Annotated in this window: 20 protein-coding genes; 12 read left to right on the top strand and 8 right to left on the bottom strand. The window is 72.1% G+C overall.

The annotated features are described in order from the left end of the window. Window positions 1–2 precede the first annotated feature (2 nt). Complete coding sequence (locus ACQP2O_RS34990) at window positions 3–572, top strand: helix-turn-helix transcriptional regulator (protein ID WP_433172654.1); 570 nt, start codon at window positions 3–5, stop codon at window positions 570–572. 73 nt (window positions 573–645) lie between these two features. Here ACQP2O_RS34990 and ACQP2O_RS34985 read toward each other — a convergent pair whose 3' ends face one another. Together ACQP2O_RS34985 and ACQP2O_RS34980 are read right to left on the bottom strand one after the other, a co-directional pair. Then, on the bottom strand, window positions 646–1,428 hold the full coding sequence (locus tag ACQP2O_RS34985; RefSeq protein WP_433172652.1) for a DUF4190 domain-containing protein: 783 nt from the start codon (window positions 1,426–1,428) through the stop codon (window positions 646–648). 176 nt (window positions 1,429–1,604) lie between these two features. Further along, window positions 1,605–2,261 carry a TetR/AcrR family transcriptional regulator gene (locus tag ACQP2O_RS34980; protein WP_433172650.1) on the bottom strand — a complete coding sequence of 219 codons (657 nt, stop codon included), beginning with the start codon at window positions 2,259–2,261 and terminating at the stop codon, window positions 1,605–1,607. A 131-nt stretch (window positions 2,262–2,392) separates the two neighbouring features. Between ACQP2O_RS34980 and ACQP2O_RS34975 the strand changes: the two genes are divergently transcribed. Then, window positions 2,393–3,835: a DHA2 family efflux MFS transporter permease subunit gene (locus tag ACQP2O_RS34975; protein WP_433172648.1), complete on the top strand. Its 1,443-nt coding sequence runs from the start codon at window positions 2,393–2,395 to the stop codon at window positions 3,833–3,835. 136 nt (window positions 3,836–3,971) lie between these two features. Here the strand turns inward: ACQP2O_RS34975 and ACQP2O_RS34970 are convergent, their stop codons facing one another. From ACQP2O_RS34970 to ACQP2O_RS34950, 5 genes are all read right to left on the bottom strand, one after another. Continuing rightward, window positions 3,972–6,260: a CoA transferase gene (locus ACQP2O_RS34970; RefSeq protein WP_433172646.1), complete on the bottom strand. Its 2,289-nt coding sequence runs from the start codon at window positions 6,258–6,260 to the stop codon at window positions 3,972–3,974. Next, window positions 6,257–7,180 carry an LLM class flavin-dependent oxidoreductase gene (locus ACQP2O_RS34965; protein ID WP_433172644.1) on the bottom strand — a complete coding sequence of 308 codons (924 nt, stop codon included), beginning with the start codon at window positions 7,178–7,180 and terminating at the stop codon, window positions 6,257–6,259. The genes ACQP2O_RS34970 and ACQP2O_RS34965 overlap by 4 nt, the downstream gene beginning before the upstream one ends. Before the next feature lies 1 nt (window position 7,181). Beyond that, complete coding sequence (locus tag ACQP2O_RS34960; protein WP_433172642.1) at window positions 7,182–7,502, bottom strand: indolepyruvate ferredoxin oxidoreductase subunit alpha; 321 nt, start codon at window positions 7,500–7,502, stop codon at window positions 7,182–7,184. 1 nt (window position 7,503) lies between these two features. Then, complete coding sequence (locus ACQP2O_RS34955; RefSeq protein WP_433172640.1) at window positions 7,504–8,532, bottom strand: NAD(P)/FAD-dependent oxidoreductase; 1,029 nt, start codon at window positions 8,530–8,532, stop codon at window positions 7,504–7,506. Between the two features lie 185 nt (window positions 8,533–8,717). After that, entirely contained in the window at window positions 8,718–9,758 is a 1,041-nt protein-coding gene (locus tag ACQP2O_RS34950) for an Lrp/AsnC family transcriptional regulator (RefSeq protein ID WP_433172638.1), read from the bottom strand. Between the two features lie 138 nt (window positions 9,759–9,896). Here ACQP2O_RS34950 and ACQP2O_RS34945 point away from each other — a divergent pair, with 138 nt between their 5' ends. From ACQP2O_RS34945 to ACQP2O_RS34935, 3 genes are all read left to right on the top strand, one after another. Continuing rightward, window positions 9,897–11,141 carry an amidohydrolase family protein gene (locus tag ACQP2O_RS34945; RefSeq protein ID WP_433172636.1) on the top strand — a complete coding sequence of 415 codons (1,245 nt, stop codon included), beginning with the start codon at window positions 9,897–9,899 and terminating at the stop codon, window positions 11,139–11,141. 52 nt (window positions 11,142–11,193) lie between these two features. Continuing rightward, complete coding sequence (locus ACQP2O_RS34940) at window positions 11,194–12,735, top strand: AbgT family transporter (RefSeq protein ID WP_433172634.1); 1,542 nt, start codon at window positions 11,194–11,196, stop codon at window positions 12,733–12,735. Window positions 12,736–12,821: 86 nt separating this feature from the next. After that, window positions 12,822–13,610 carry a 2-keto-4-pentenoate hydratase gene (locus tag ACQP2O_RS34935; RefSeq protein WP_433172632.1) on the top strand — a complete coding sequence of 263 codons (789 nt, stop codon included), beginning with the start codon at window positions 12,822–12,824 and terminating at the stop codon, window positions 13,608–13,610. Window positions 13,611–13,693: 83 nt separating this feature from the next. Here the strand turns inward: ACQP2O_RS34935 and ACQP2O_RS34930 are convergent, their stop codons facing one another. Further along, the gene (locus tag ACQP2O_RS34930; RefSeq protein WP_433172630.1) at window positions 13,694–14,674 is read right to left on the bottom strand and encodes a hypothetical protein; all 981 of its coding nucleotides are present in this window, start codon (window positions 14,672–14,674) and stop codon (window positions 13,694–13,696) included. Between the two features lie 183 nt (window positions 14,675–14,857). Between ACQP2O_RS34930 and ACQP2O_RS34925 the strand changes: the two genes are divergently transcribed. The 7 genes from ACQP2O_RS34925 (at window position 14,858) to ACQP2O_RS34895 (ending at window position 21,035) form a co-directional block, all read left to right on the top strand. Beyond that, window positions 14,858–15,466, top strand: a complete 609-nt coding sequence (locus ACQP2O_RS34925; RefSeq protein WP_433172628.1) for a hypothetical protein — start codon at window positions 14,858–14,860, stop codon at window positions 15,464–15,466. A 492-nt stretch (window positions 15,467–15,958) separates the two neighbouring features. Next, window positions 15,959–16,852, top strand: a complete 894-nt coding sequence (locus ACQP2O_RS34920; protein ID WP_433172626.1) for an acetaldehyde dehydrogenase (acetylating) — start codon at window positions 15,959–15,961, stop codon at window positions 16,850–16,852. Then, a complete protein-coding gene (dmpG, locus tag ACQP2O_RS34915) occupies window positions 16,852–17,877 on the top strand; it encodes a 4-hydroxy-2-oxovalerate aldolase (protein WP_433172624.1) in 1,026 nt (341 codons plus the stop codon). Before ACQP2O_RS34920 ends, dmpG begins: the two co-directional genes overlap by 1 nt. Further along, window positions 17,874–18,854, top strand: coding sequence for an ABC transporter substrate-binding protein (locus ACQP2O_RS34910; RefSeq protein ID WP_433172622.1), 981 nt, complete (start codon window positions 17,874–17,876; stop codon window positions 18,852–18,854). Before dmpG ends, ACQP2O_RS34910 begins: the two co-directional genes overlap by 4 nt. Beyond that, window positions 18,851–19,369, top strand: coding sequence for an FAS1-like dehydratase domain-containing protein (locus tag ACQP2O_RS34905; protein WP_433172620.1), 519 nt, complete (start codon window positions 18,851–18,853; stop codon window positions 19,367–19,369). Before ACQP2O_RS34910 ends, ACQP2O_RS34905 begins: the two co-directional genes overlap by 4 nt. Next, window positions 19,359–19,787: a hypothetical protein gene (locus ACQP2O_RS34900; protein ID WP_433172618.1), complete on the top strand. Its 429-nt coding sequence runs from the start codon at window positions 19,359–19,361 to the stop codon at window positions 19,785–19,787. Before ACQP2O_RS34905 ends, ACQP2O_RS34900 begins: the two co-directional genes overlap by 11 nt. A 3-nt stretch (window positions 19,788–19,790) precedes the next feature. Then, window positions 19,791–21,035, top strand: a complete 1,245-nt coding sequence (locus ACQP2O_RS34895; protein WP_433172617.1) for an amidohydrolase family protein — start codon at window positions 19,791–19,793, stop codon at window positions 21,033–21,035. Window positions 21,036–21,037: the final 2 nt, after the last annotated feature.

The following is a 21,037-nucleotide window of genomic DNA, read 5'->3' as shown; positions in this document are numbered from 1 at the left end:
TCATGGCCGAGAACGCGACGCTCGCAAGCCGTACCCGTCCCCAGCTTCCCGCCCCCGAGGTGGCGGCCCTCGCCCTCTCGCTCGCCCACCTGGGCTCCGGTCCGCAGTCCGCCACGGCGCGCCGGGCCCTGCGCCGCCTCTTCGACGACCTCGATCCCGCCGAGGTCGTCGGCACCACCCTCGACACCCTGGCCCGCCCGCTCGACCCCGCGACGGCGCACCGGGCCCGGACGGCGGCGAGCGCGATCACCGCGCGGCTCGTCGTCCGCCTGCACTACGTCGACGCCAAGGGCAACGTCACGGTCCGCGAGGTCGAGCCGGTCACGTGCCTCGTGCACCGCGACCACTGGTACCTCGTCGGCTGGTGCCGGCTGCGCCGCCACATCCGCGCGTTCCGCTTCGACCGGATGCTGGCGGTCGAGAGCACCGACATCCCGGCGCGCCCGCACCGCGCGGACCGCTTCCTGCCCTTCCAGCCGCGCTCGTCCCGGCCGGCCCGGACCCGTCCGGACGGCGGGCCGGAGGGTGCCGGGCCCGGCCGGAGCCGGGTCACTCCGCTCTGGACGCGCTAACGCGCGAGCAGGCGTGGTCGGCGTCTTCGAGAGACGCCGACCGCGTCGGCCCGCGCGGGTTTCTCGCCGGGGGTCAGGCGTGGATGCGGCGCGTCAGCTTCTTGCCCTCCGAGGCGGCGACGCCGAGGCAGGTGACCCCATGGTCGCCGCTTCTCCACAACTCCGCCGTGGGGTAGTAGTACGACATCGCGAGCTTGTCGGCCGCCGGGTCCCGGTCGAGCCGCGGCTGGACGCGCTTCTCGCACCCGCTCTTCGCCAGTGCGTGCAGCTTCTCGGTGCTCGGCAGGATCAACCCGTGCAGGGTGAAGACGGCCAGCACCTCGCTGTCGTGCGGTCGGCTGCACGGGACCACCTTGACCTTTGAGGCCTCCGACACGTCGCCGTCGTTGATGCACTCGCCGACGCGCATCTTCTGCACCTTCACGTCGTGCGTCGTGGTCACGGTCGGTGTGGGCTTCGCGCCCAGGCCCCCGGTGGTCTTCGAGGCGCCGGAGCCCGGGTTGAGCGCGAGGCCGATCACCGAGAGCACGACCCAGACGCAGAACAGCACGATGCCGGCGATCGCCAGCCCGCGGCCGCGCTCGCCGCGCTCCTTGATCTGGCGCAGCGCGATCACGCCGAGGATCGCCCCGACGAGGGAGATGCACCCGATGAGACCGGTGATGAGGCTGGCGATGGCCAGACCGTTGACCTTGTCGCTGCCCGGCGGCCGGTGGGACGCCGGGCCGGAGCCGGGGCCGGGGCCGGGTGGGCCGTAGGGGGAGTCCGGGCCGGATCCCTGCGGAGGGTACGGGCTGTACGCCGGTCCTCCGAAACCGGAATCCGGTGCGGGGTTGGAATTGGGGGGATAGGACATGGCGCGAAAGCTTTCCAGATCTTTACCCTCTTGGTGATCTTTTTTCCATACGTGACCGTATATTTTTTCAGCTTCACTCGAGAACATCAGTGGCAGGTGAGCGGTTCGGCGGCGTGTTCGCCCAAGTGGCGCGGGCGGCTCGCCCAGCGTCGGGGGTTACCGTCAGATCGGGCGGATCACGTGGAAACCGAGGCGAACGCCTTGAGGAAGGTGGCCACGGCGGCACGTGCCACCGCGCGCAACTCGCTGTCGGGGACCGGCCGGGTGCCGAGGTGGGAGCGCTTGTCCGCCGGGCCGCCGAGCAGGGCCGAGAACTGCTCGGCCGCGATGAGGGGATCCGTGATGTCGAGCCGGCCGGCCAGCGCGAGACGCGCCAGCCGGTCGGCCAAGGCGCCGGTGACGCGGTCCGACACGCCCTGGACGGTGTCGAGCAGATCCGGGAACCGGGTCATCTCCGCAGACAGGAGCCGCCGCAGCGCCCGGGAACGGTCGTCGCAGTAGCACTCGAGCAGGCGGAAGGCGACGTCCTCCAGCAACGCCCGCAGGTCTCCGCCCTGATCGGCGAGCCGCTCGACCACCGCGAGGTTCTGCTCCAGCGCGCTGCCGGCCAGGGCGGCGAACGTCTCGCGGAGCAACGTCTCCTTGTCGCCGAAGTGGTTGTACACGGTGGCCTTGGCGACTCCCGCCTCGGCGGCGATCGCGTCCACCCCGGCCTGCGCGTATCCCTCGCGGGCGAAGACCTCGAACGCCGCGTCCAGGATCGCCCGCCGCTTGTCGATGCGCCCTCGCCCGCGCGCCAGGCCCTTCCCTGTCAAGGTCACCGCTTCCGTCATGCGGGACATCCTACCGAGTCGTCGACTGAACCAGACTTGCGAGTCTAATTTTCGAGACTCGATTGAATAAGACGGGCCGGTCTCCTAAGTTGTACTCGCCGGTCTAGTTACCTGCTGCTGAGGAGCGACTTATGACGGAAACACCTGGTCACCGCCTGGATCCAGCGCTGCGACGGCTGATCGTGGTGATCCTGCTGGGCGGGATGATGGGCATCCTGGACGGCACGATGGTCGCCGTCGGCATCGACACGCTCACTTCGGCGTTCCACGCCTCGCTGAGCGCGGTCGGGTGGGTCTCCACCGGATACCTGCTCGCCCTGACCCTCACCATCCCCGTCACCACGTGGGCGGTCGACCGGTTCGGCGGACGGCGGCTGTGGCTGGCCGGCCTCCTGGTCTTCCTGGGCGGATCGCTGGCGTCCGGGCTGGCCTGGAACGTCGCAAGCCTGATCGCCTTCCGCGTCGTCCAGGGCGTCGGGGCGGGCCTCATCGATCCGCTCGTCCTGATGCTGCTGGCCCGCGCCGCCGGGCCGCACAGGGCGGCGCGGGTGATGGCGCTGATGGCCGGAGTCCTCTCACTCGGCCCCGTGCTCGGTCCGGTCGTGGGCGGGATCGTGCTGCAGGGCCTGGGCTGGCGGTGGATGTTCCTCATCAACCTGCCGATCGGACTGGCCGCGTTCCTCGGCGCCCTCCGATCGGTCCCGCGTGACCCGCAGCGGGAGTCGGCGGCGTCCCGGCTCGACGTCATCGGCGTGGCGCTGATCGCGCCCGGGTTCGCGAGCCTGATGCTCGCCCTGTCGCAGGCGGGCGAACGGGCGGCGTTCACGGCCTGGCCGGTGCTCACCCCGCTGGCGGTCGGTGTCGTCCTCTTGATCGGCTACGCGATCCACGCGCTGTCCGCCCGGCGCACGCCTCCTCTGCTCGACCTGAGGTTGTTCACCCGCGGTGACTTCGCGGCCAGCGTGACCGCCATGGGGCTCACCGGCCTCACGATGTTCTCCGCCCTGTTCGCGCTGCCGTTGTACTACCAGCAGGCACACGGGCACGGCGCGCTGACGGCCGGGCTGCTGGTGGCGCCGCTGGGGGTCAGCGCCGCCATCGCCGCACCAGCGGCGGGCCGGCTCGCCGACCGGTTCGGCGCGCGTGTCGTCGTACGGGCGGGTGCGGTCCTGGCCGTGATCGGTGCTCTCGCCTTCGCCTGGATCGGGGCGCGAACGCAGGAGCTGTGGCCGACGCTCGCCGCCCTCGCGGTCGGCGCCGGACTCGGGTTCGTCGGGGCGGCCACGATGGGATCGCTGTACCGCACTCTGCCGCCGGCGCTGGTGCCCCAGGGCAGCTCGGTGCTCTACATGCTGAACCAGCTCGGCGCCTCGATCGGTATCGCGGTCGTCGCGCTCATCGTCCAGACGGCCGGGAAGACCGACGTGATCCGTGGCCTCCACGGCGTGTACTGGTTCATGAGCGCCGCGATCCTGATCATCCTCGCCGGCACCGTCCTGCTTCCCGGACGACCCGGAACACCGCCCACCGCCCCCGAAACGGAGGCGGCCGAGCTCACCCTTCCAAGCGCCTGATCTGGAACCACACCCGGCCGGGAACACCACCTGCGAGGCGGCTCCACGACCTCACACCGAGACTGCTGCCCGGCGGACCGAACACGTTCGCGGGTCTCGCCGGGGACGCCGGCGGAGAGGCTCGCTGACCCCAACGTCACTCCAGTACGCCGGCCGCCCGGAGCGCCTCCTGCTCGGTCTCGTCCAGGCCGAGCAGGCCGGTGAGCAACTCGGCGGTGTGCTCGCCCAGGCGCGGCGCCGGCGTGTGCACGTTGCCCGGCGTGCGGGTGAGCCGCGCGGGCAGCCCCTCATGCAGGAAGGTGCCCGCCGCCGGGTGCGTGAGCGGCACGTAGAACTCCCAGGCGCGCAACGCGGCGTCGTGCTCGACGAGCGTACGGCCGTCGCGCACCGGGTAGGCGGGGACGCCGTTGCCCTGCAGGATCTCCGCGACCGCCTCGGCGGGCCGGGACCGCGTCCAGGCGGCGACGTGCTCCTCCAGCGCGGACTCGTCCGCCTTGCGTCCGGCCAGGGTCGCCCAGCCCGGTTCGTCGGGCAGGCCCGCGACGGCCGCCAGGCGGGCGAACTCCTCGTCGGTCCGGACCGCGACGGCCACCCAGGTGCCGTCGCCGAGGCAGGGGAACACCCCGTGCGGGGCCATCCGCGGATGGCGGTCGCCGAGCGGCTCGACGGTCTCGCCGTGGTCCGCGCGCAGGATCGCGTCGCCCAGGTGCGCGGCCGCGGTCTCCAGCTGGGCCATGTCGACGTGCTGCCCCGCGCCCGTGCGGTCGCGTACGGCCAGGGCCGCCAGCGCGGCCAAGGCGGCGTGGTGGCCCGCGATGATGTCGGCCAGGCCATACACCACGCCGACCGGCCGCTCGCCCGGCTCTCCCGTGAGCGCCGTCCAGCCCGACAGCGCCGAGACCGCGTCGGCGTAGGAGACGTAGTCGCGCCACGGGCCGGTGTGACCCATGCCCGACATGCTCACGACGACGATGTCCTCGCGGACCTCCCGCAGCCGGTCGTAGCCGAGCCCGAGCCGGTCGAGCACGCCCGCCGCGAAGTTCTCCACCACGACGTCGCAGTGCGCGGCGAGCCGGAGGACGAGGTCGCGGCCCTCCTGCGTGCGCAGGTTGACGGTGACGCTCTTCTTGTTCCGGTTGACGTTGTTGAAGTAGCCGCTCGTGTCGGGGTCGGTCTCGTCGGACCGGGAGAGGTGGAACCCGGGGGAGAAGCGGGTCGGGTCGGGGCGGTGCCGCGATTCGATCTTGATGACCTCCGCGCCGTGGTCGGCGAGGGTCTTGGTGGCGTACGGCCCCGCGAGCACCCACGTGAGGTCGAGGACCCGGATCCCCTCCAGCGCCCCGCGCCGGGGTTCGACCGGCGTGGCGGTCCGTTCGGCGGACGCCGGGGCGGTCTGCTCGCCGGGTTCGGGGACGCGCAGCCGGGTCGGCGGGGTCGCTCCGTGGACGCGGGCCGCGAAGCCCGCGTCGCGCGCCGGGCCCCAGGGGGTCGTGACGTCGACGAAGAAGCCGCGCTCGACCAGCTGGGCGTTGCCCGTCAGCTCCTCCGGGCCCAGCACCGCCGCCCAGGGGAGCCGCCGCGCCTGCCCCTCGTGGAAGAGCTGGTCGCGCTTCAGCTCGGCGACGATGCCGGCGAGCCGGTCGAAGATCTCCTCCCGGTGCCGGACCCGGTACACCGGGTCCTGCCAGCGTTCGTCGGTCAGGTCGCCCGCCGTGCCGTTCTCGGTGAGCCAGGCGAGTGTGGCGTCCCACATCCGGGGGCTGCCGCCCAGGCCGCCGGCGATGAGGCCGTCCGCCGTGGCGAACAGCGTGTGCGGGGCCATCGGGTGCGTGCTGCCCGTCCGCTCCGGGACCCGGCCCGTATGCACATAGGTGATCGCGCCGAACTCCAGGCTGGCGGCGACCGAGGCCTGCCCGGAGACGATCACACGCTGGCCGCCGCCGGCGCGCGTGGCGACCAGGGTCGCGATCGCGGCGTTCAGCCCGGCGAGCTGGTCCGCCTGATCGCCGTACGGGCGCAGCGGCGGGCGGTCCGGCCGGCCGATCAGCGCGAGCATGCCGCCCGCGGCGGCGACGGTGAGGTCGGTCGCCGCCCATTCGGCCGCCGGGCCGTCGTCCCCGTACGGCGTGAGCACGACGTGGACGACGCCGCGCCCGGCGGCCGCCACCAGGTCGGCGGCGACCCGCGCGAGGGGACCGCCCCACGTGCCGTCGAGGATCACGTCGCACTGGGGCGCGAGCGCGAGGGCGTCCTCCGGCCGGGCGGAGGACTTTCCGGCCGCCCGGTGCGCGAAGCCGACGGGGTCCGTACGGCGGGCCGGGACGCCGCCGGGCGGCTCGACGATCGTGACGTCCGCGCCGAGGCCGACGAGCATGCGCCCGGCGTCCGGCGCGGCGTAGTCGCCTATCTCCAGGACACGGATCACGCGAGCACCTTTCCGAGCGATTCCATCAGCTCATGGGGGAGGGTGTAGGAGCCGACGTGCTGGAGCAGGACGCCGGTGACCCCGAGCCGTTCCAGCCCGGCCATCCGGTCGGCGATCCGCTCCGCGGTGCCGTACAGGCAGAACTCCTCGGCGAACCGCACGGCGTCGGCGTCGCTCACCCACGCGGAGCAGACGTCGACGGCGTGCTCCCAGTCTTCCGCGTGCAACAGGTCGGGCCGGACACCGGGTACCTGTCGCGGGACGTTCACCTCGATGCCCGCCGCGGCGAGGGCGGTGCCGCCGCCCTTCTGCGCCATCGCGGCGCACACCGGCTTCAGCGCGGGGGCGTCCCGTTCGAGGTCGTCGGTGACGTGGCAGAAGGCGGAGACCGTCACCTCCGGCGGCGCGCCGTGCCGGCCGACGATGGTCAGGGCGTCCTCGACGCGCGCCGCCGAGGCCCCCGCGAGCAGGATCACCCCGTCGCCCAGCTCGCCGCCGAGCGCGAGGTTGCGCGGGCCGCTGGCCGCGACGTGGACGGGGATCCCCGGGAGCGCTTCGCGGAGCCCGGTCACGCCCGCGCGCAGCTCCGCGGTGGTGGACGACCGGAGGCCGACGGGCTCGACGGAGCTGTTGCCGACGCCGACTCCCAGCACGAAGCGGCCCGGCGCGAGCTCGGCGACGGTGCGCGCGGCGGCGGCGACGACGCTCGGATGCCGGGTCACCAGGTTGGTGACCGCCGTCCCGAGGCGGACCCGCTCGGTGCGCAGCGCAGCGCAGGCCAGCGTGGCGTACGCGTCCCGCCACAGGGCCTGGGAGTCGGGCACCCAGACGTCGTCGAAGCCGAGGTCCTCGGCGCGCCGCGCGGCCTCGGCGACCTCGTCGACCGGGCGGCAGGGGGGCAGGCGGATTCCGATGCGCATGTCAGCCTGCCTTGATCATCGCGGTGTCCGCACCGACCGGGCCGATCTTCGCCGAGCCCCCCGGCGAGCCGACGGGCTCCTCCCGACCGGGCAGCGGCTCCTCGAAGAACCGCCGGTTGTCCAGCCGGTGGTCCGGATCCGCGGCCCGGTCGGCGGAGATCGCCTCCTCCGGGCAGACCTCCGCGCAGGCGCCGCAGTCGATGCACTCGACCGGGTGGATGTAGAGCTTGCGCGCTCCCTCGTAGATGCAGTCGACCGGGCATTCCTCCATGCACGACCGGTCCATGACGTCGACGCACGCCGCGCCGATGACGTAGGCCATCTCATTTCCTCTCTGCGGGGCCGTCCGTGGAGTGCCCCGGGAACAGTTCGGCCTCCGGATCGATGACGGTGGCGGCGTTGTTGACCGCCGTGGCGACCTCGCCGAAGCCGACCGCGATCAGCCGGACCTTGCCGGGGTAGTCGGTGATGTCGCCCGCGGCGTACACGCGGGGCAGGTTCGTGGCCATGTCGGTGCCGACCGCGATCCGCCGCGACCGGAGTTCGAGGCCCCAGCCGAGCAGCGGCCCGAGATCGGCGGTGAAGCCCAGTGCGGCGATGAGGGTCTGCGCCTTCCGCTCCCGTGTCGTCCCGTCGGGCAGGTGGGTGACCTGCACGGTCTCCAGACCGTTCGGGCCCGCCGCGGCCGTCACCGCGCTGTTGACGAGGATCTCGACGCCCGCCTCGCGGACGCGTTCGACGGTCGCGGCGTGCGCCCGGAACCGGTCGCGGCGGTGGACGATCGTGACCGAGCGGGCCAGGGGCGCCAGGCTGTCGGCCCAGTCGAAGGCGCTGTCCCCGCCGCCCACGATCACGACGTCCTGGTCGGTGTGGTCGGCGAGCCGCCGCACGAAGTAGACGAGCCCCCGCCCGTCGAACTCACGCGCGGCGGGCAGCGGCCGCGGGGTGAACGTCCCGATTCCGCCGGTGACGATGACCGCCCCGGCGCGTACGGTCGCGCCCTGGGCGCTGCGGACGACGGGCCGGCCGTCGTCGTAGCTCAGCTCCACGGCCTGGTGCCCGAGCAGGTACTCCGGCCCGTACGGCGCCGCCTGGGCCAGCAGATTGTCGACCAGGTCACGGCCGCGCACCGACGGCAGGCCCGCGATGTCGTAGATGGGCTTCTCCGGGTACATGGCGGTGATCTGGCCGCCCGGCTGGGGAAGCACGTCCATGACCGCCACCCGCAGCCCGCGGAAACCCGCGTAGTACGCGCCGTACAGACCGGCCGGGCCGGCGCCGACGATCAGGATGTCGACCTCGGTCGGCGGGCTCTCGTCCGTTGGCACCGAGATCTCGGCAAGCGTGCTCATGACGGTGACGGTAAGGACGGCGGCGCGCCTCACCAACGGATCCGGTCCGGTCAGCAGGACAGCCGGATCACGCGCGGTCCCGCGCGGCGAGGAATCGGCGAACCCGGTCCGGTGAACGGAACGCCCGGCTCACGAGCGGTCGGGCGCGGCGAGGAACGGGCGGATCCGTCCGCGAAGTGCCCGGCTCACGACGACGTCTGCTCGGCCGGCCACAGGTCGATCGGCACCGTACGGACGCATCGGCCGTCGCGGTCCAGCAGCCGCCCCATGTGCTTGGACGTGCGCAGGACGACGCATCGGTCGTGGACGTCCAGCCGGGAGATCCGCCCGGACAGATGGGCCTCGAACGTGTACACGTCGGCGAGTCCGCGCAACCACGCGTCGATGATCAGGTTGTGCGGACCGGCGTAGATGCCGCAGGAGCGGACCTCCGGCATCCGGGCCAGCGCCTCGGTGGCCTCGCCGGCGCGCTCGGCCGGCACCGAGCCGAAGTAGACCGCCGAGACCGGCCATCCCGAGACCGGCCGCGACAGGTCGCAGCGCAGGTTGACGCGTGAGTCGATGAGGACGTCCAGGCGCCGCCGTACGGTCGTCGCGCTCGTGGCCGTGCGAGCCGCCAGATCGCCGATCGACATGCGGCCGTCGGTGCCGAGCAGGGACAGCAGCCGCGCGTCCACCTCCTGCCAGGGGCCGGCCGGCCGCTTCCGGGGGTCGGGAGCGGCCTGTTCCATCCGCGCGCGCTGATCGCGGTCCAGGCTCCGGAGCCGCCAGCGGCTGCCCTCGGCGGGGACGAGCGTCGCCAGGTGCGTGCGGGTCGCCCGTACGCCCAGGACCGTCGAGACGTCGCGGGTGAGGTGATTCGCCAGCGCGTCGAGGTTCGCGGCCTGCACCGTCACGACGAGGTCGCGGGCGCCCGTGGTGTGCTTGATCGTGACCACCCGCGTGTCGTTCGCCAGTTCGGCCGCCACCCGGTCGGCGGTTCCCGCTTCGGTCTCGACCTCGACGACGGCGGTGACCGCGTGCTTGGCGTCCGTCAGGCGCGGGTAGGCGGTCACCCAGGCCAGCCCGCGCGACTCCAGTCGCCGCCACCGCCGGGAGACCGTCACCGGGTCGACGCCGAGCACCTCGCCGACCAACCGCCAGGGCGCGCGCGGGTGGATCTGCAGCGCGTGCACCAGCTGACGATCGAGTTCGTCCAGCTCAGCGGCGGAATCCTGCGTCCTCATGAGCAGGCATGATGCTGCGTTTTCCACCCCGAAATCAACACAATCCTGCGTTGTCACCTCTTCTTCCCCCGATGAGCCGGACAGTCGTGCGATCGGGACGGCCCCGGACGAACGACACGGAAGGCGGCAACCCTGCACATGTTCCACTCCAGTACCAGTGGCCTGCGCGTCGAGCGCGCCCGCCTCATCGACGGCACCGGCGCGGCGCCGGTCGACGACGCCGTCCTGTGCGTCGACGAGACCGGCGTCATCGGGTACGCGGGTCCCGGCGCGGGCGCTCCCGCCGCCGTTCCCGGCGAGCGGGTGATCGACGCCGGCGGCCGTACGGTCCTGCCGGGGTTCATCGACTGCCACGTGCACCTCGGTTTCGCCGCCGGGCGACCGCCGGGCAAGCGCGGCGAGGAGGACCCGGTTCACCTGGTGTTCGACACGGCGGCGCGGCTGCGGATGACGCTCGACGCCGGCGTCACCACCGCCCGCGACCTCGCGGGCCTGCCCGCCGGCTATCGCACCGCCGTCGAGACCGGCCGGATCGACGGGCCCCGGATCCACACCGCCGTCCGCGTCATCAGCCACACCGGCGGCCACGGCGACGTACGGCTGCCCGACGGCACCGACCTGAGCAGGGGAATGGCGGAGTTCGCCGACTCGGTGGACGAGGTACGGCTCGGCGTCCGGAGGGTGCTCCGGGAGGGCGCCGACCTGATCAAGGTCTGTGCGACCGGCGGCATGGGCAGCCCCTACGACCAGCCCGACGACGAGGAACTGCTGGAGGAGGAGATCCGCGCCGCCGTCGACGAGGCGCGCCGGCACGGCGGCAAGGCCGTCGCGGCGCACGCGCAGGGCACCGCGGGCATCCTCACCGCGCTGCGCGCGGGCGTCACCAGCATCGAGCACGGCTACGGCCTGGACGACCGGGCCTGCGACCTCGCCGGGGAGAAGGGCGTCTTCGTGGTCCCGACCCTGTCGACGGTGTACGCCGGCATCGACAAGGACGCGATGCCCGACTACCACTACCAGAAGAAGGTCCGCTGGTCGGGCATCACCAAGACCAACATCGCCCGCGCCATCGAACGCGGCCTCCGGTTCGCGATGGGCACCGACGCCGCCGTCGGCCCGCACGGCCGTAACCTGATGGAGCTGAGCTACCTCGTCGACCTCGGCATGACGCCGATGGACGCGATCGTCGCCGGGACCCGAACGGCCGCCGAACTCCTCGGCGTCGACGACCGGCTGGGGACGCTCGCACCGGGCAAGGTCGCCGACGTCGTGATCTGCGCGGGGGATCCGCTCACCGACATCGGCGTGCTGGGGGAGCCCGCCGACATCCACTACGTGATCCAGCAGGGCGTCGTCCGAAAGGCCCCGCCCACCACTTCTTGATCACCCCTCGGCCGGGAGTCCGCCCGCCCACCGCACCACGCGAGGGAACCCCATGACCCAGAACGTCGCCGCCGTCCCGAAGCGATCAGCGCTTCTCGACCGTGCGCTCGGCCGCATCGAATGGGCCGGCAACAAGCTCCCCCACCCCGTCCTGCTGTTCGCCTTCCTCTTCGTGCTGGTCGCCGTCCTGTCCAGCGTCCTGGGCGGCCTGGGCACGACTGTCACGATCCCCGGCACCCACCAGACCAAGACCGTCCAGGGGCTGCTGACCGTCGACGGCGTCGTGTGGCTCCTGCAGAACCTGGTCCAGAACTTCGCCGGCTTCCCGCCGTTCGCGACCGTCATCATGCTGATCATGGCCGTGGGGCTGGCCGAGCGGAGCGGCCTCCTCGAGGTCGCGGTGCGGGCTACGCTCGCGCGCGTTCCCCGGGCGGTCCTGCCGTACGCGCTGGCGATCGTGGCCTGCCAGGCGCACATGATGAGCGACGTCGCGAACATCGTCATCCCGCCGCTCGCCGCGATGGCGTTCAAGGCCGCGGGCCGGCACCCCGTCGCCGGGCTGCTCGGCGGCGTGGCCTGCGTCGGCGCCGGCTACTCGGCGGGCTTCACCGTCGGCTCGCTCGACGCCCTCCTCATCGGCATCACACAGAAGTCGGTCGCGGTCCTGCCCGGCACGTCCGGCATCGAGGTGAACCTCCTCGTCAACTACTTCTTCACCGCCGTCAGCAGCATCGTCCTCGGCCTGCTCGGCGGCTTCCTGATCTCCCGGGTGCTCGAACCACGCCTCGGCGCGTACGAGGAGAAGGCCGAGCAGGCCGAGCAGGCCGGCATCTCCGCGGAGCAGTGGCGCGGGCTGCGCGTCACCGGCATCGTGCTCGCCGCCTACATCGCGACCGTCCTGACCGCCTGGCTGTGGCCGGGCAGCCCGCTCCGTGGACCGGGCGGCGCGCTGGTGCCGTCCCCCGTGCTCTCCGGGATCGTCACCCTGATCTTCCTCGCCTTCCTCATCGCCGGCCTGACCTACGGCATCGCGTCCGGGACCGTGCGCTCCGCCCAGGACGCCGTCACGATGTCCACCGAGGCCGTCAAGAGCATGGCGGGCTATGTCGTCCTCATCTTCGTCGCCGCCCAGGTCATCGCGCTGTTCAACTGGTCCAACCTCGGACTCGTGCTGGCGGTGAAGGGCGCCGCGCTGCTGAAGTCGATCGGGCTCACCGGCCTCGGCGTCATCGTCCTGTTCGTCGTCCTGACCGCGGTGCTGAGCCTGTTCATCGTCTCCGGGTCGGCGCTGTGGTCGCTGCTCGCCCCGGTGTTCGTCCCCGCGTTCATGCTGCTGGGGATGAGCCCCGCGCTCAGCCAGGCGGCCTTCCGCGTCGGCGACTCCGCCATGCACATCGTCACGCCCATGAACCCGTACCTGCTGCTGGCCCTGGCCATGCTGCGCGAGTACGAGCCCGAGGCGCGGTTCGGCACTATGATCTCCCGGCTGGCGATCTTCGCCCTGCCGTTCCTCGTGGTGTGGACCCTGCTGCTCGCCCTCTTCTACACCCTGGGCCTTCCCCTCGGCCCGGGCAGCGGCATCCACCTGCATTGACAACGGCGGTCCGCTGAGCAGGACGATCGGCTGTCCAGGCCGGAACGCGGCTGGAATCCTCGCCGCGTGACAGGAGGGAATCGAACATGACCGTACCCGGTGAGGTGCTCGCCGAGGCGGCGCGGGCACTGGCCGCCGCCGAGCGGGACCGTGCGGCGATCCCACCGCCGACCGAGACCTGGCCCGGCCTGGACACGGCCGACGCGTACGAGATCCAGCTGATCAACACGCGGCGGCGGATCGCCGCGGGGGAGACGGTGCGCGGCCACAAGGTCGGGCTCACCTCCGCCGCCATGCAGCAGATGCTCGGCGTCGACCAGCCGGACTACGGCGTGCTGTTCGCGTCGATGTTCACCGAGGACGGCGGCAAGGTCACGGCGGCGGACCTCCTCGCCCCGAAGGCCGAGATCGAGATCGCGTTCGTCCTCCGCGACGAGCTGCGAGGGCCGGGCGTCACGGTCGACGACGTCCTCGCGGCCACCGACCACCTGCGCGCCGCGATCGAGATCGTCGACAGCCGGGTCGCCGACTGGCGGATCACGCTCGCCGACACCGTCGCCGACAACGCCAGCAGCGCCGGCGTCGTGCTCTCCGGGCACCGGGTGCCGGTCGGCGACGTGGACCTGGAACGCGTCGAGGGACGGCTGCTCAAGGGCGGCGAACTCGTCGACCGCGGACCGGGGTCGGCCGTGCTCGGCAACCCGGCCGCCGCGGTCGCCTGGCTCGCCAACACCCTCGGCGAGCGGGGCGTGTCCCTGGAGCCCGGGCACGTGGTGCTCCCCGGCGCCTGCACGCGTGCGGTGGATGTGGTGGCGGGCGACGTCGTGACGGCCGACTTCGACGTGCTCGGCCCGGTCACGGTGACGTTCGGCTGAAGCGGAGCCGGATTCCGTTCGATCGCTCACCACTCGGCCGGCGCGATGAACGATCGAACGGAATCCGAGATGACCGTCCTGGATCAGAGCTCATTGGTGCATTTTTCGGTGTATCGCGGATAGTCGGCCCACAGGCATATCCGCATGACGAGGTCGATACCGCCGACCACCTTCTTCACGGCCGGCGTCCGCACGTAGTCGCCGGTCGGGTTGTGGCCGGTGATGATCGCGGGGCACGAGTGCCATGGCCCGGTCCCGACCCGCCAGTCGAGCCGTACGCCACCGGTGCCGGCGTCCGAGCGGCCGCGTCCCCAGTAGTAGGTCGTGCCGTTGTGGTACGCGTACCAGGCAGAACCGTGCAGGTAGGCGAAGTCGAGGGTCGGGTTCTCCCGCTTCGCGTCCCTTCCGCGCAGCATGGACGAGTCGATCGTCGCGTCGGCGTCCGCACCCGTCGCACACGTGGACCCGGCGGGCGCGGCGGGCACGGACGAAGGTGGCCGCCGCTGCGACCGGCCCAGCGCTGACCAGAGGACCCCCGCCGACACCGCACCTGCGACCACAACGCCGATGCTCGACACCAGGGGACGGGCCACGACCCCGGTCCGCGAGGAACCGGCACGGGCGACGCCGGCCGCGATGGTGGCGCTCGTGGTGTCGGTCGGGGCGGTGGCGCCCGTGGTGTCGGTCGAGGTGGCGGCGCTTGCGGTGTCGGCACGCTCGACGTCGGCCGACGGCGCGGTCTCGTCGTCCCCGCCCGGTGTGCGCTTCTCCAGGACCAGGCGGTCGAGCGTGGCCAGCCAGGGGTCCGGGTCGGTGACGTCGCAGCAGCGCAGGATCGACGCGACGAACTCCCGCCGGTCGGTCATGGCGACGATCCGGACTGGGTTGCGGAAGACGTCGCTCACCGTGGAGGTGGGCAGCCACCGGGGGAGGGCGAGGGCCCGCGCGCGGCGCTCCAGGCGCCGCAGGCTGAGCCCCGAGCGACGGCAGAGGTCGCCCAGCAGACCGACGTACTGCTCGATCGTCTCGGCGGCGCCCGGATCGCCCGGCGTGAGCTCGGCCATCGTTGATCCCCCGTCGGCAAAGTCCCCGGCATCAGTCTTCACCACCGCCCTGACCTGCGTCCGGGACACTCGTCGACCGTTCCGGCCGACTCCGGACAGTGAACGTCTTGTGACCGTCCGGGTCCGTGCCTTCGAATCGGAACCGCGTTCAATCACCAACCGGATCCGAAAGGAACACCCACGATGGGACGAGCTCACTCGCTCACGCTGAGCGCCGCTCTGGCCGTGCCGGCCCTCGCGTCGTTCGCCGCGATGCCAGGCCACACCGCAGTCCAGGGCCGCGCCGCGGCGGCAGTGTCGTACGACACGGCCGTGGACACCGACACCGCGACGACCATCACCCGCGCTCAGGTGCTCGGCCGGGCGCGCTGGTGGATCGACAAGACGAACATCCCCTACTCGCAGACGACGTGCTACACGCCCGCCGGGCAGCGGGCGTCCTGCCGTCCCGGCACGTTCCGGGCGGACTGCTCCGGGTACGTGTCCATGGCCTGGAACGTCGGCAACCTCACTGTCGGCAGCTCGAATCCGGCACTGACCCCCCTCGGCGGGCACGCCTCGAAGTCCCGCGAGATCTCCAAGTCCGCCCTGGCGCCGGGCGACGCGTTCGCCTACTACAAGGGTCCGGGCGACGACGCGCACATCGCGCTGTTCGTCCGCTGGCAGGGCGGAGTCGGGGGCCCGGCCGTGGTCTACGAGCAGGCCGGCGGCCAGTCCGGCGCCCGCCAGCACGTCTGGTCGACGAACTACCAGCGCGGCTACCGCGCCTTCCGCTTCATCGACATCCGCTGACGACTCCCGACGGCCGGTGACCGGCGGCTCGATCCGCCGGTCACCGGCCGATGGCCGGGAACGCGGCGCGTCCCCACCGCGTCGGGGCCCCGGGGCGGCCGGGGCCGGCCGCCGCCGCGATCGGCGTCGGCGAGCCTCAATCCGGGCGGCTCCGGCCGCCGCGCTTTCGTACGGGTCGGCGATGTCAGGGCGGTCGACCTTCACCATCAGGTATCCGTCGAACGCCCCGCCGTACGCCACGGTCACGATCCCGAGTGACGCGGTCGGTCCGCTGAGCAGGACGATCGGCTTACCCCGCGCGGACGCGGCTGGAATTCTCGCCCGGTGACAGGGAGGAAGCAACCATGACCGTTCCTGGTGAGGCGCCGGCCACGGCGGCGAGGACGCCGGCCGCAGCCGGGCGGGACCGTACCGCGATCCCGCCGACCGAGACGTGGGGACTCCGACGTGTTCGACCCCTCACGGTGACCTTCGGCTGACGGGGAGACGCAGATGACGAAGATCTCGGCCGCGATCGTCGGATCCGGCAACATCGGTACCGACCTGCTCTACAAGCTGCTCCGCTCGGACCTGGTCGAGCCGCGCTGGATGATCGGGGTGGACCCCGCCAGCGCGGGGCTGGCGAGAGCCGCGACGGAGGGCCTCACCACGTCCGCCGAAGGGGTCGACTGGCTGCTCGCGCAGTCGGAGCTGCCCGGCCTCGTGTTCGAGGCGACCTCCGCGTACGTCCATGTCCGGAACGCGCCGAGGTACGCCGCCGCCGGCATCCGCGCGATCGACCTGACCCCGGCGGCGCGTGGCCCGTACGTGGTGCCGCCCGCCAACCTGCGCGAGCATCTGGACGCGCCCAACGTCAACATGGTCACCTGCGGCGGGCAGGCCACGATCCCGATGGTGTACGCGGTGTCCCGGGTCACCGAGGTGGCGTACGCGGAGATCGTCGCGTCGATCGCCTCCCTGTCGGCCGGCCCGGGCACCCGGCAGAACATCGACGAGTTCACGCGGACCACGTCGCGGGCGATCGAGGTGCTCGGCGGCGCGAAGCGCGGCAAGGCGATCATCATCCTGAACCCGGCGGATCCGCCGGTGCTGATGCGCGACACGGTCTACTGCTCGATCCCCGACGACGCCGACGAGGCGGCGATCACGGCGTCGGTGAAGGAGGTCGCGGCCGAGGTGGCGGGTTATGTGCCGGGCTACCGGCTGCTGTCGGACCCGCAGTTCGACGCGGACTACAACGGCAGACGGGTGGCGATCTTCCTGGAAGTGGAGGGTGCCGGTGACTTCCTGCCGCCGTACGCGGGGAACCTCGACATCATGACGGCCGCCGCCGCGCGCGTCGGCGACGTTCTCGCGGAGCAGCTGCTGACGAAGGGACGTGCGTGATGGCGTACGGCGAGGGCCTCGACATCCGGGTCACGGACTCGACCCTGCGGGACGGCAGCCACGCCGTCCGGCACCAGTTCACCGAGGAACAGGTCCGCGGTGTCGTGCGCGAACTCGACGCGGCCGGTGTGCCGGTGATCGAGGTGACCCACGGCGACGGGCTCGGCGGCTCGTCCTTCGTGTACGGCATGTCCGGCACCGACGAGCGGGTCCTCATCAAGGCGGCGGTCGCCGAGGCGCGGCAGGCGAAGATCGCCGCGCTGATGCTGCCCGGCGTGGGCACCAAGGACGACATCCGGGCCGTGCACGACCTGGGCGTCTCGGTGATCCGCATCGCCACTCACTGCAGCGAGGCGGACATCTCCGAGCAGCACTTCGGGCTCGCCCGCGAGATGGGCCTGGAGACGGTCGGCTTCCTCATGCTCGCGCACCGCCTCAGCCCAGAGGACCTGGCCAAGCAGGCGCGCACCATGGTCGACGCGGGATGCCAGTGCGTGTACGTCACCGACTCGGCGGGCGCGCTCGTGCTCGACGAGGTGACCGAGCGGGTCGAGGCGATGCTCGCCGAGATCGGCGGGGAGGCGCAGATCGGTTTCCATGGGCACCAGAACCTCTCCCTGGCCGTCGCGAACACGATGTTCGCGTTCCGTGCCGGCGCCGTACAGGTCGACGGCTGCACGCGTGGCCTCGGCGCCGGCGCCGGGAACACTCCGACGGAGGCGCTCGTCGCGGTCTGTGATCGGCTCGGCCTGCGCACCGGCATCGACACGTTCGGCATGATGCGAGTCGCGGAGGAGGTGGTCCGGCCCATCATGGACCGCGAGTGCGTCGTCGACCAGCTCTCCCTGGCGATGGGGTACGGCGGCGTCTACTCCTCCTTCATGGGGCACGCGGCCCGCGCCGCCGAGCGCTACGGCGTCGACCCGGCCCAGATCCTTTTGCGCTGTGGCGAACGCCGGCTGGTCGGCGGCCAGGAGGACCAGATCACCCAGATCGCCCTCGAACTCGCCGAGGAGACGGCATGAAGCCCGTGATGCGGCGGGCCCGCGCCGCCGTCGTCGCCGGTGCCGCACTGGTCCTGGCCGCGTCCTGCACGTCGGGCTCGACGGACGCCGGAGCGGCCAACGCCGGGGCGAAGGGCCCGGTCATCCGCATCGCCGTCGGCGTCGACCCGTCGTACGCACCGCTCTACCTGGCGGTGGAACGCGGCATGTTCGCCAAGGCCGGGGTGAACGTCCAGCTGATGCAGGTCGAGGGCGGACCGGCCGCCGCCGAGGCCGTGGTCGCCGGCACCGCCCAGATCTCCGCGAACGCCGACTCCACCGCGCTGTCCCTGATGGCCAATAACGCGAACCTGCGCTCGATGGGCGTCTTCCAGTCCTCCGACCGCTACCTCAAGGTCGTCCTGCGCAAGGGCGTCGACTCGCCGAAGCAGATCAAGACCATGGGCTCCATCCAGGGCCTCGGCCTGTACGCCACCCACGCGTACCTGCGGCACAACGGCATCGACCCCAACAGCATCAAGATCGTCAACGGGTCTCCGCCTGACATGCCCGGCCTGCTGGGGCGCGGCTCGATCGACGGGTACATCCTGTTCGAGCCGTGGGCGGCCAACGGCGTCAAGGAGGGCGGCCACCTCGCGGGCCGGATCGGCGACTTCGGCGTCGGGTACGTCCAGTGGCTCCTGGCCGACCAGAAATGGCTGAGCGGCCACGACGACACGGCCGGAAAGATCTTCAAGGTCGTCGCGCAGGCCGACCAGATCGTGACGAAGGACCCGAAGGCCGCCGCCGAGGCGACGCAGAAACAGGTGAAACTGCCCGCCGACACGACCGTCAAGGTCCTCCCCGAGATCAACTTCGCGGGGCGCGGCTTCACCGACGCCGACTACACCTCCGCCGGTAAGGAGCTGGACTTCCTCCTCGGGCAGAAGCTGATCAAGACACGGCCCGACCTCAAGACCGTGATGGTCCGCGGCTGGTACGAGAAGTACGCCTCATGACCGGCGATCCTCTGGAAGAGGTCAGCGTCCGCGCCGCCCGGCTCCGCGGCCGGACCGAGCGCGTCCGCCTCGGCGAGGTCACGGTCCGGGACCTGTGCCGGTACGCCATCGCGGTCGGCGACGACGAGTACGCCGTCGCCGCCCGCGCGGCGGAGGCGGCGGGCCGTCCGGTCATCGCACCGCCGATGTTCCTGACCGGCATCCTCAGCTGGGAGGACGGCCCGCCCGAAGACGAGCTGCGACCGGACGGGCTGGGCGCGCAGGAGTCACCGTGCACCGAAGGGCTGCCGGTCCGGCAGGTCCACGGCGGGCAGGCCGTACGGCTGCTCGCGCCGGTACGGGCCGGCATGACGATCCACGCCGAGCGCTCCCTGACCGGCGCGGACCGCAAGCGCGGCAAGGCCGGGGACTTCGTGGTCCTCGGGCTGCGCACCGAGTACTTCGACGACTCCGGCACCCCGCTCGTGGTGTCGGACGAGTCGGTGATCGTGCTGGGAGACGGCGATGGAGCTTGAACCGGGCGCGGTGTGCCCGCCGCTGGAGTTCACGCCGACGCGGGTACGGCTGTTCCGCTTCAGCGCGGTGAGCTGGAACTCCCATCGGATCCACTACGACCAGGAGCACGCCCGTACGGAGGGGTTCCCCGACGTCGTGGTGCAGTCGACGCTGCACGGCGAGATGTTCGCCCGCACGGTGCTGCGCTGGGCGGGTCCCGGCGCGGTGCTGCGCCGCGTCGAGTGGCGCAACCGCGCGACCGCGTACGCCGACGTGCCACTGACCTGCACGGCGACGGTGAGCACGGTACGGGAGGAGGGCGACGGGCACCTCGTCGAACTCGCGCTCACCGAGACGGCCGCCGACGGCACCGTCTGCGCCACCGGCACCGTCGAGGTGCACATCCCCGACCGCGCGCCCGGCGCAGAATCGGAGTAGGAAATGACGGATCGATCGCCGACCGTGTTCACCGGTGCCCGGCTGATCGACGGAACCGGCGCTGCTCCGGTCGAGTCGGTGGCCGTGGTGGTGGAGGACGGCAGATTCGGCTACGTCGGGCCGGAGGCCTCGAGACCGCAGATCGACGGCGCGACGGTCATCGATCTCGGTGGCCGCACGCTGCTGCCGGGCTTCTTCGACTGCCACGTGCACTTCCTCATGAACAGCAACACCGACTTCACGGGGAGACTGCTCACCAACCGTCCGACGGTCACCGTCTTCGAGCGCGCCCAGCAGATGCGAACGACCTTGCACGGCGGCGTCACGACGGCGCGGGACCTCGGCGGCATCGACGCCGGCTACCGGGACGCGGTGGCGCTCGGCCTGATCGACGGGCCCCGGCTGCACGTCGCGCTGCGGCTGATGAGCCATACCGGGGGACACGCGGATTTCAGCCTGCCCACGGGGTTCGACCCGTCGCCTCTTGTCGGTCCGGTCAGCGAGCTGGTCGACGATCCGGCGCAGGCCCGCCTGGCGACGCGGCGGCTCCTCCGCGACGGTGCCGACGTCATCAAGGTCTGCGCGACCGGTGGCGTGAACAGCCCGAGCGACCAGCCCGAGGACGAAGGCCTGTCCGTCGAGGAGATCGCGGCGGTCGTGGACGAGACCCACCGGCACCGCGGCCGGCCGGTCGCCGCGCACGCACAGGGTGCCGAGGGCATCAAGAACGCCTTGCGGGGCGGTGTGTCCAGCATCGAACACGGCTATCTGATCGACGATGAGGGCATCGACCTCATGCTGGAGACGGGTGCGTTCCTGGTCCCGACCCTGTCGACGTTCCACGTCGCGCGTGAGCACTTCACGCCCGCGGCGTACGAGAAGAAGATGCGCATGGCCGAGTCCGCGACGGAACGGCTGAGCGAGGCGGTCCGGCGCGGTGTGCGGGTCGCGCTGGGCACTGATTCGGGTGTCCTCGCGCATGGCCAGAACCTGCGAGAGCTCGGCCACATGACGAAACTGGGCCTGTCGCCGTTGGAGGCCATCCGCGCCGGCACCCTGAACGCCGCCCGGCTCCTGGGCCTGGACGAGACGCTCGGCACCGTCGAACCGGGCAAGACCGCCGACCTCGTGGTGTGCGACGGCGACCCGGTCGCCGACATCGACCTGCTCGGCGACCCGGCGAACGTCGTCCTGGTCATGCAGGAGGGCCGTTTGGTCAAACGAACCCTGACCGAGGCCGTACGGTAGCG

The organism is Actinoallomurus sp. CA-150999, assembly GCF_050942425.1.
Taxonomy (GTDB): Bacteria; Actinomycetota; Actinomycetes; order Streptosporangiales; family Streptosporangiaceae; genus Actinoallomurus.
The sequence above is the reverse complement of the archived record's forward strand: the minus strand, read 5'-3'. Positions and strand labels throughout refer to the sequence as shown.

Excerpts from the sequence above, each read along its gene's own strand:
- ACQP2O_RS34990 (WP_433172654.1), top strand. The coding sequence starts at position 3 with ATGGCCGAGAACGCGACGCTCGCAAGCCGTACCCGTCCCCAGCTTCCC.
- ACQP2O_RS34985 (WP_433172652.1), bottom strand. The coding sequence starts at position 1,428 with ATGTCCTATCCCCCCAATTCCAACCCCGCACCGGATTCCGGTTTCGGA.
- ACQP2O_RS34980 (WP_433172650.1), bottom strand. The coding sequence starts at position 2,261 with ATGACGGAAGCGGTGACCTTGACAGGGAAGGGCCTGGCGCGCGGGCGA.
- ACQP2O_RS34975 (WP_433172648.1), top strand. The coding sequence starts at position 2,393 with ATGACGGAAACACCTGGTCACCGCCTGGATCCAGCGCTGCGACGGCTG.
- ACQP2O_RS34965 (WP_433172644.1), bottom strand. The coding sequence starts at position 7,180 with ATGCGCATCGGAATCCGCCTGCCCCCCTGCCGCCCGGTCGACGAGGTC.
- ACQP2O_RS34960 (WP_433172642.1), bottom strand. The coding sequence starts at position 7,502 with ATGGCCTACGTCATCGGCGCGGCGTGCGTCGACGTCATGGACCGGTCG.
- ACQP2O_RS34955 (WP_433172640.1), bottom strand. The coding sequence starts at position 8,532 with ATGAGCACGCTTGCCGAGATCTCGGTGCCAACGGACGAGAGCCCGCCG.
- ACQP2O_RS34950 (WP_433172638.1), bottom strand. The coding sequence starts at position 9,758 with ATGAGGACGCAGGATTCCGCCGCTGAGCTGGACGAACTCGATCGTCAG.
- ACQP2O_RS34945 (WP_433172636.1), top strand. The coding sequence starts at position 9,897 with ATGTTCCACTCCAGTACCAGTGGCCTGCGCGTCGAGCGCGCCCGCCTC.
- ACQP2O_RS34940 (WP_433172634.1), top strand. The coding sequence starts at position 11,194 with ATGACCCAGAACGTCGCCGCCGTCCCGAAGCGATCAGCGCTTCTCGAC.
- ACQP2O_RS34935 (WP_433172632.1), top strand. The coding sequence starts at position 12,822 with ATGACCGTACCCGGTGAGGTGCTCGCCGAGGCGGCGCGGGCACTGGCC.
- ACQP2O_RS34930 (WP_433172630.1), bottom strand. The coding sequence starts at position 14,674 with ATGGCCGAGCTCACGCCGGGCGATCCGGGCGCCGCCGAGACGATCGAG.
- ACQP2O_RS34925 (WP_433172628.1), top strand. The coding sequence starts at position 14,858 with ATGGGACGAGCTCACTCGCTCACGCTGAGCGCCGCTCTGGCCGTGCCG.
- ACQP2O_RS34920 (WP_433172626.1), top strand. The coding sequence starts at position 15,959 with ATGACGAAGATCTCGGCCGCGATCGTCGGATCCGGCAACATCGGTACC.
- dmpG (WP_433172624.1), top strand. The coding sequence starts at position 16,852 with ATGGCGTACGGCGAGGGCCTCGACATCCGGGTCACGGACTCGACCCTG.
- ACQP2O_RS34910 (WP_433172622.1), top strand. The coding sequence starts at position 17,874 with ATGAAGCCCGTGATGCGGCGGGCCCGCGCCGCCGTCGTCGCCGGTGCC.
- ACQP2O_RS34905 (WP_433172620.1), top strand. The coding sequence starts at position 18,851 with ATGACCGGCGATCCTCTGGAAGAGGTCAGCGTCCGCGCCGCCCGGCTC.
- ACQP2O_RS34900 (WP_433172618.1), top strand. The coding sequence starts at position 19,359 with ATGGAGCTTGAACCGGGCGCGGTGTGCCCGCCGCTGGAGTTCACGCCG.
- ACQP2O_RS34895 (WP_433172617.1), top strand. The coding sequence starts at position 19,791 with ATGACGGATCGATCGCCGACCGTGTTCACCGGTGCCCGGCTGATCGAC.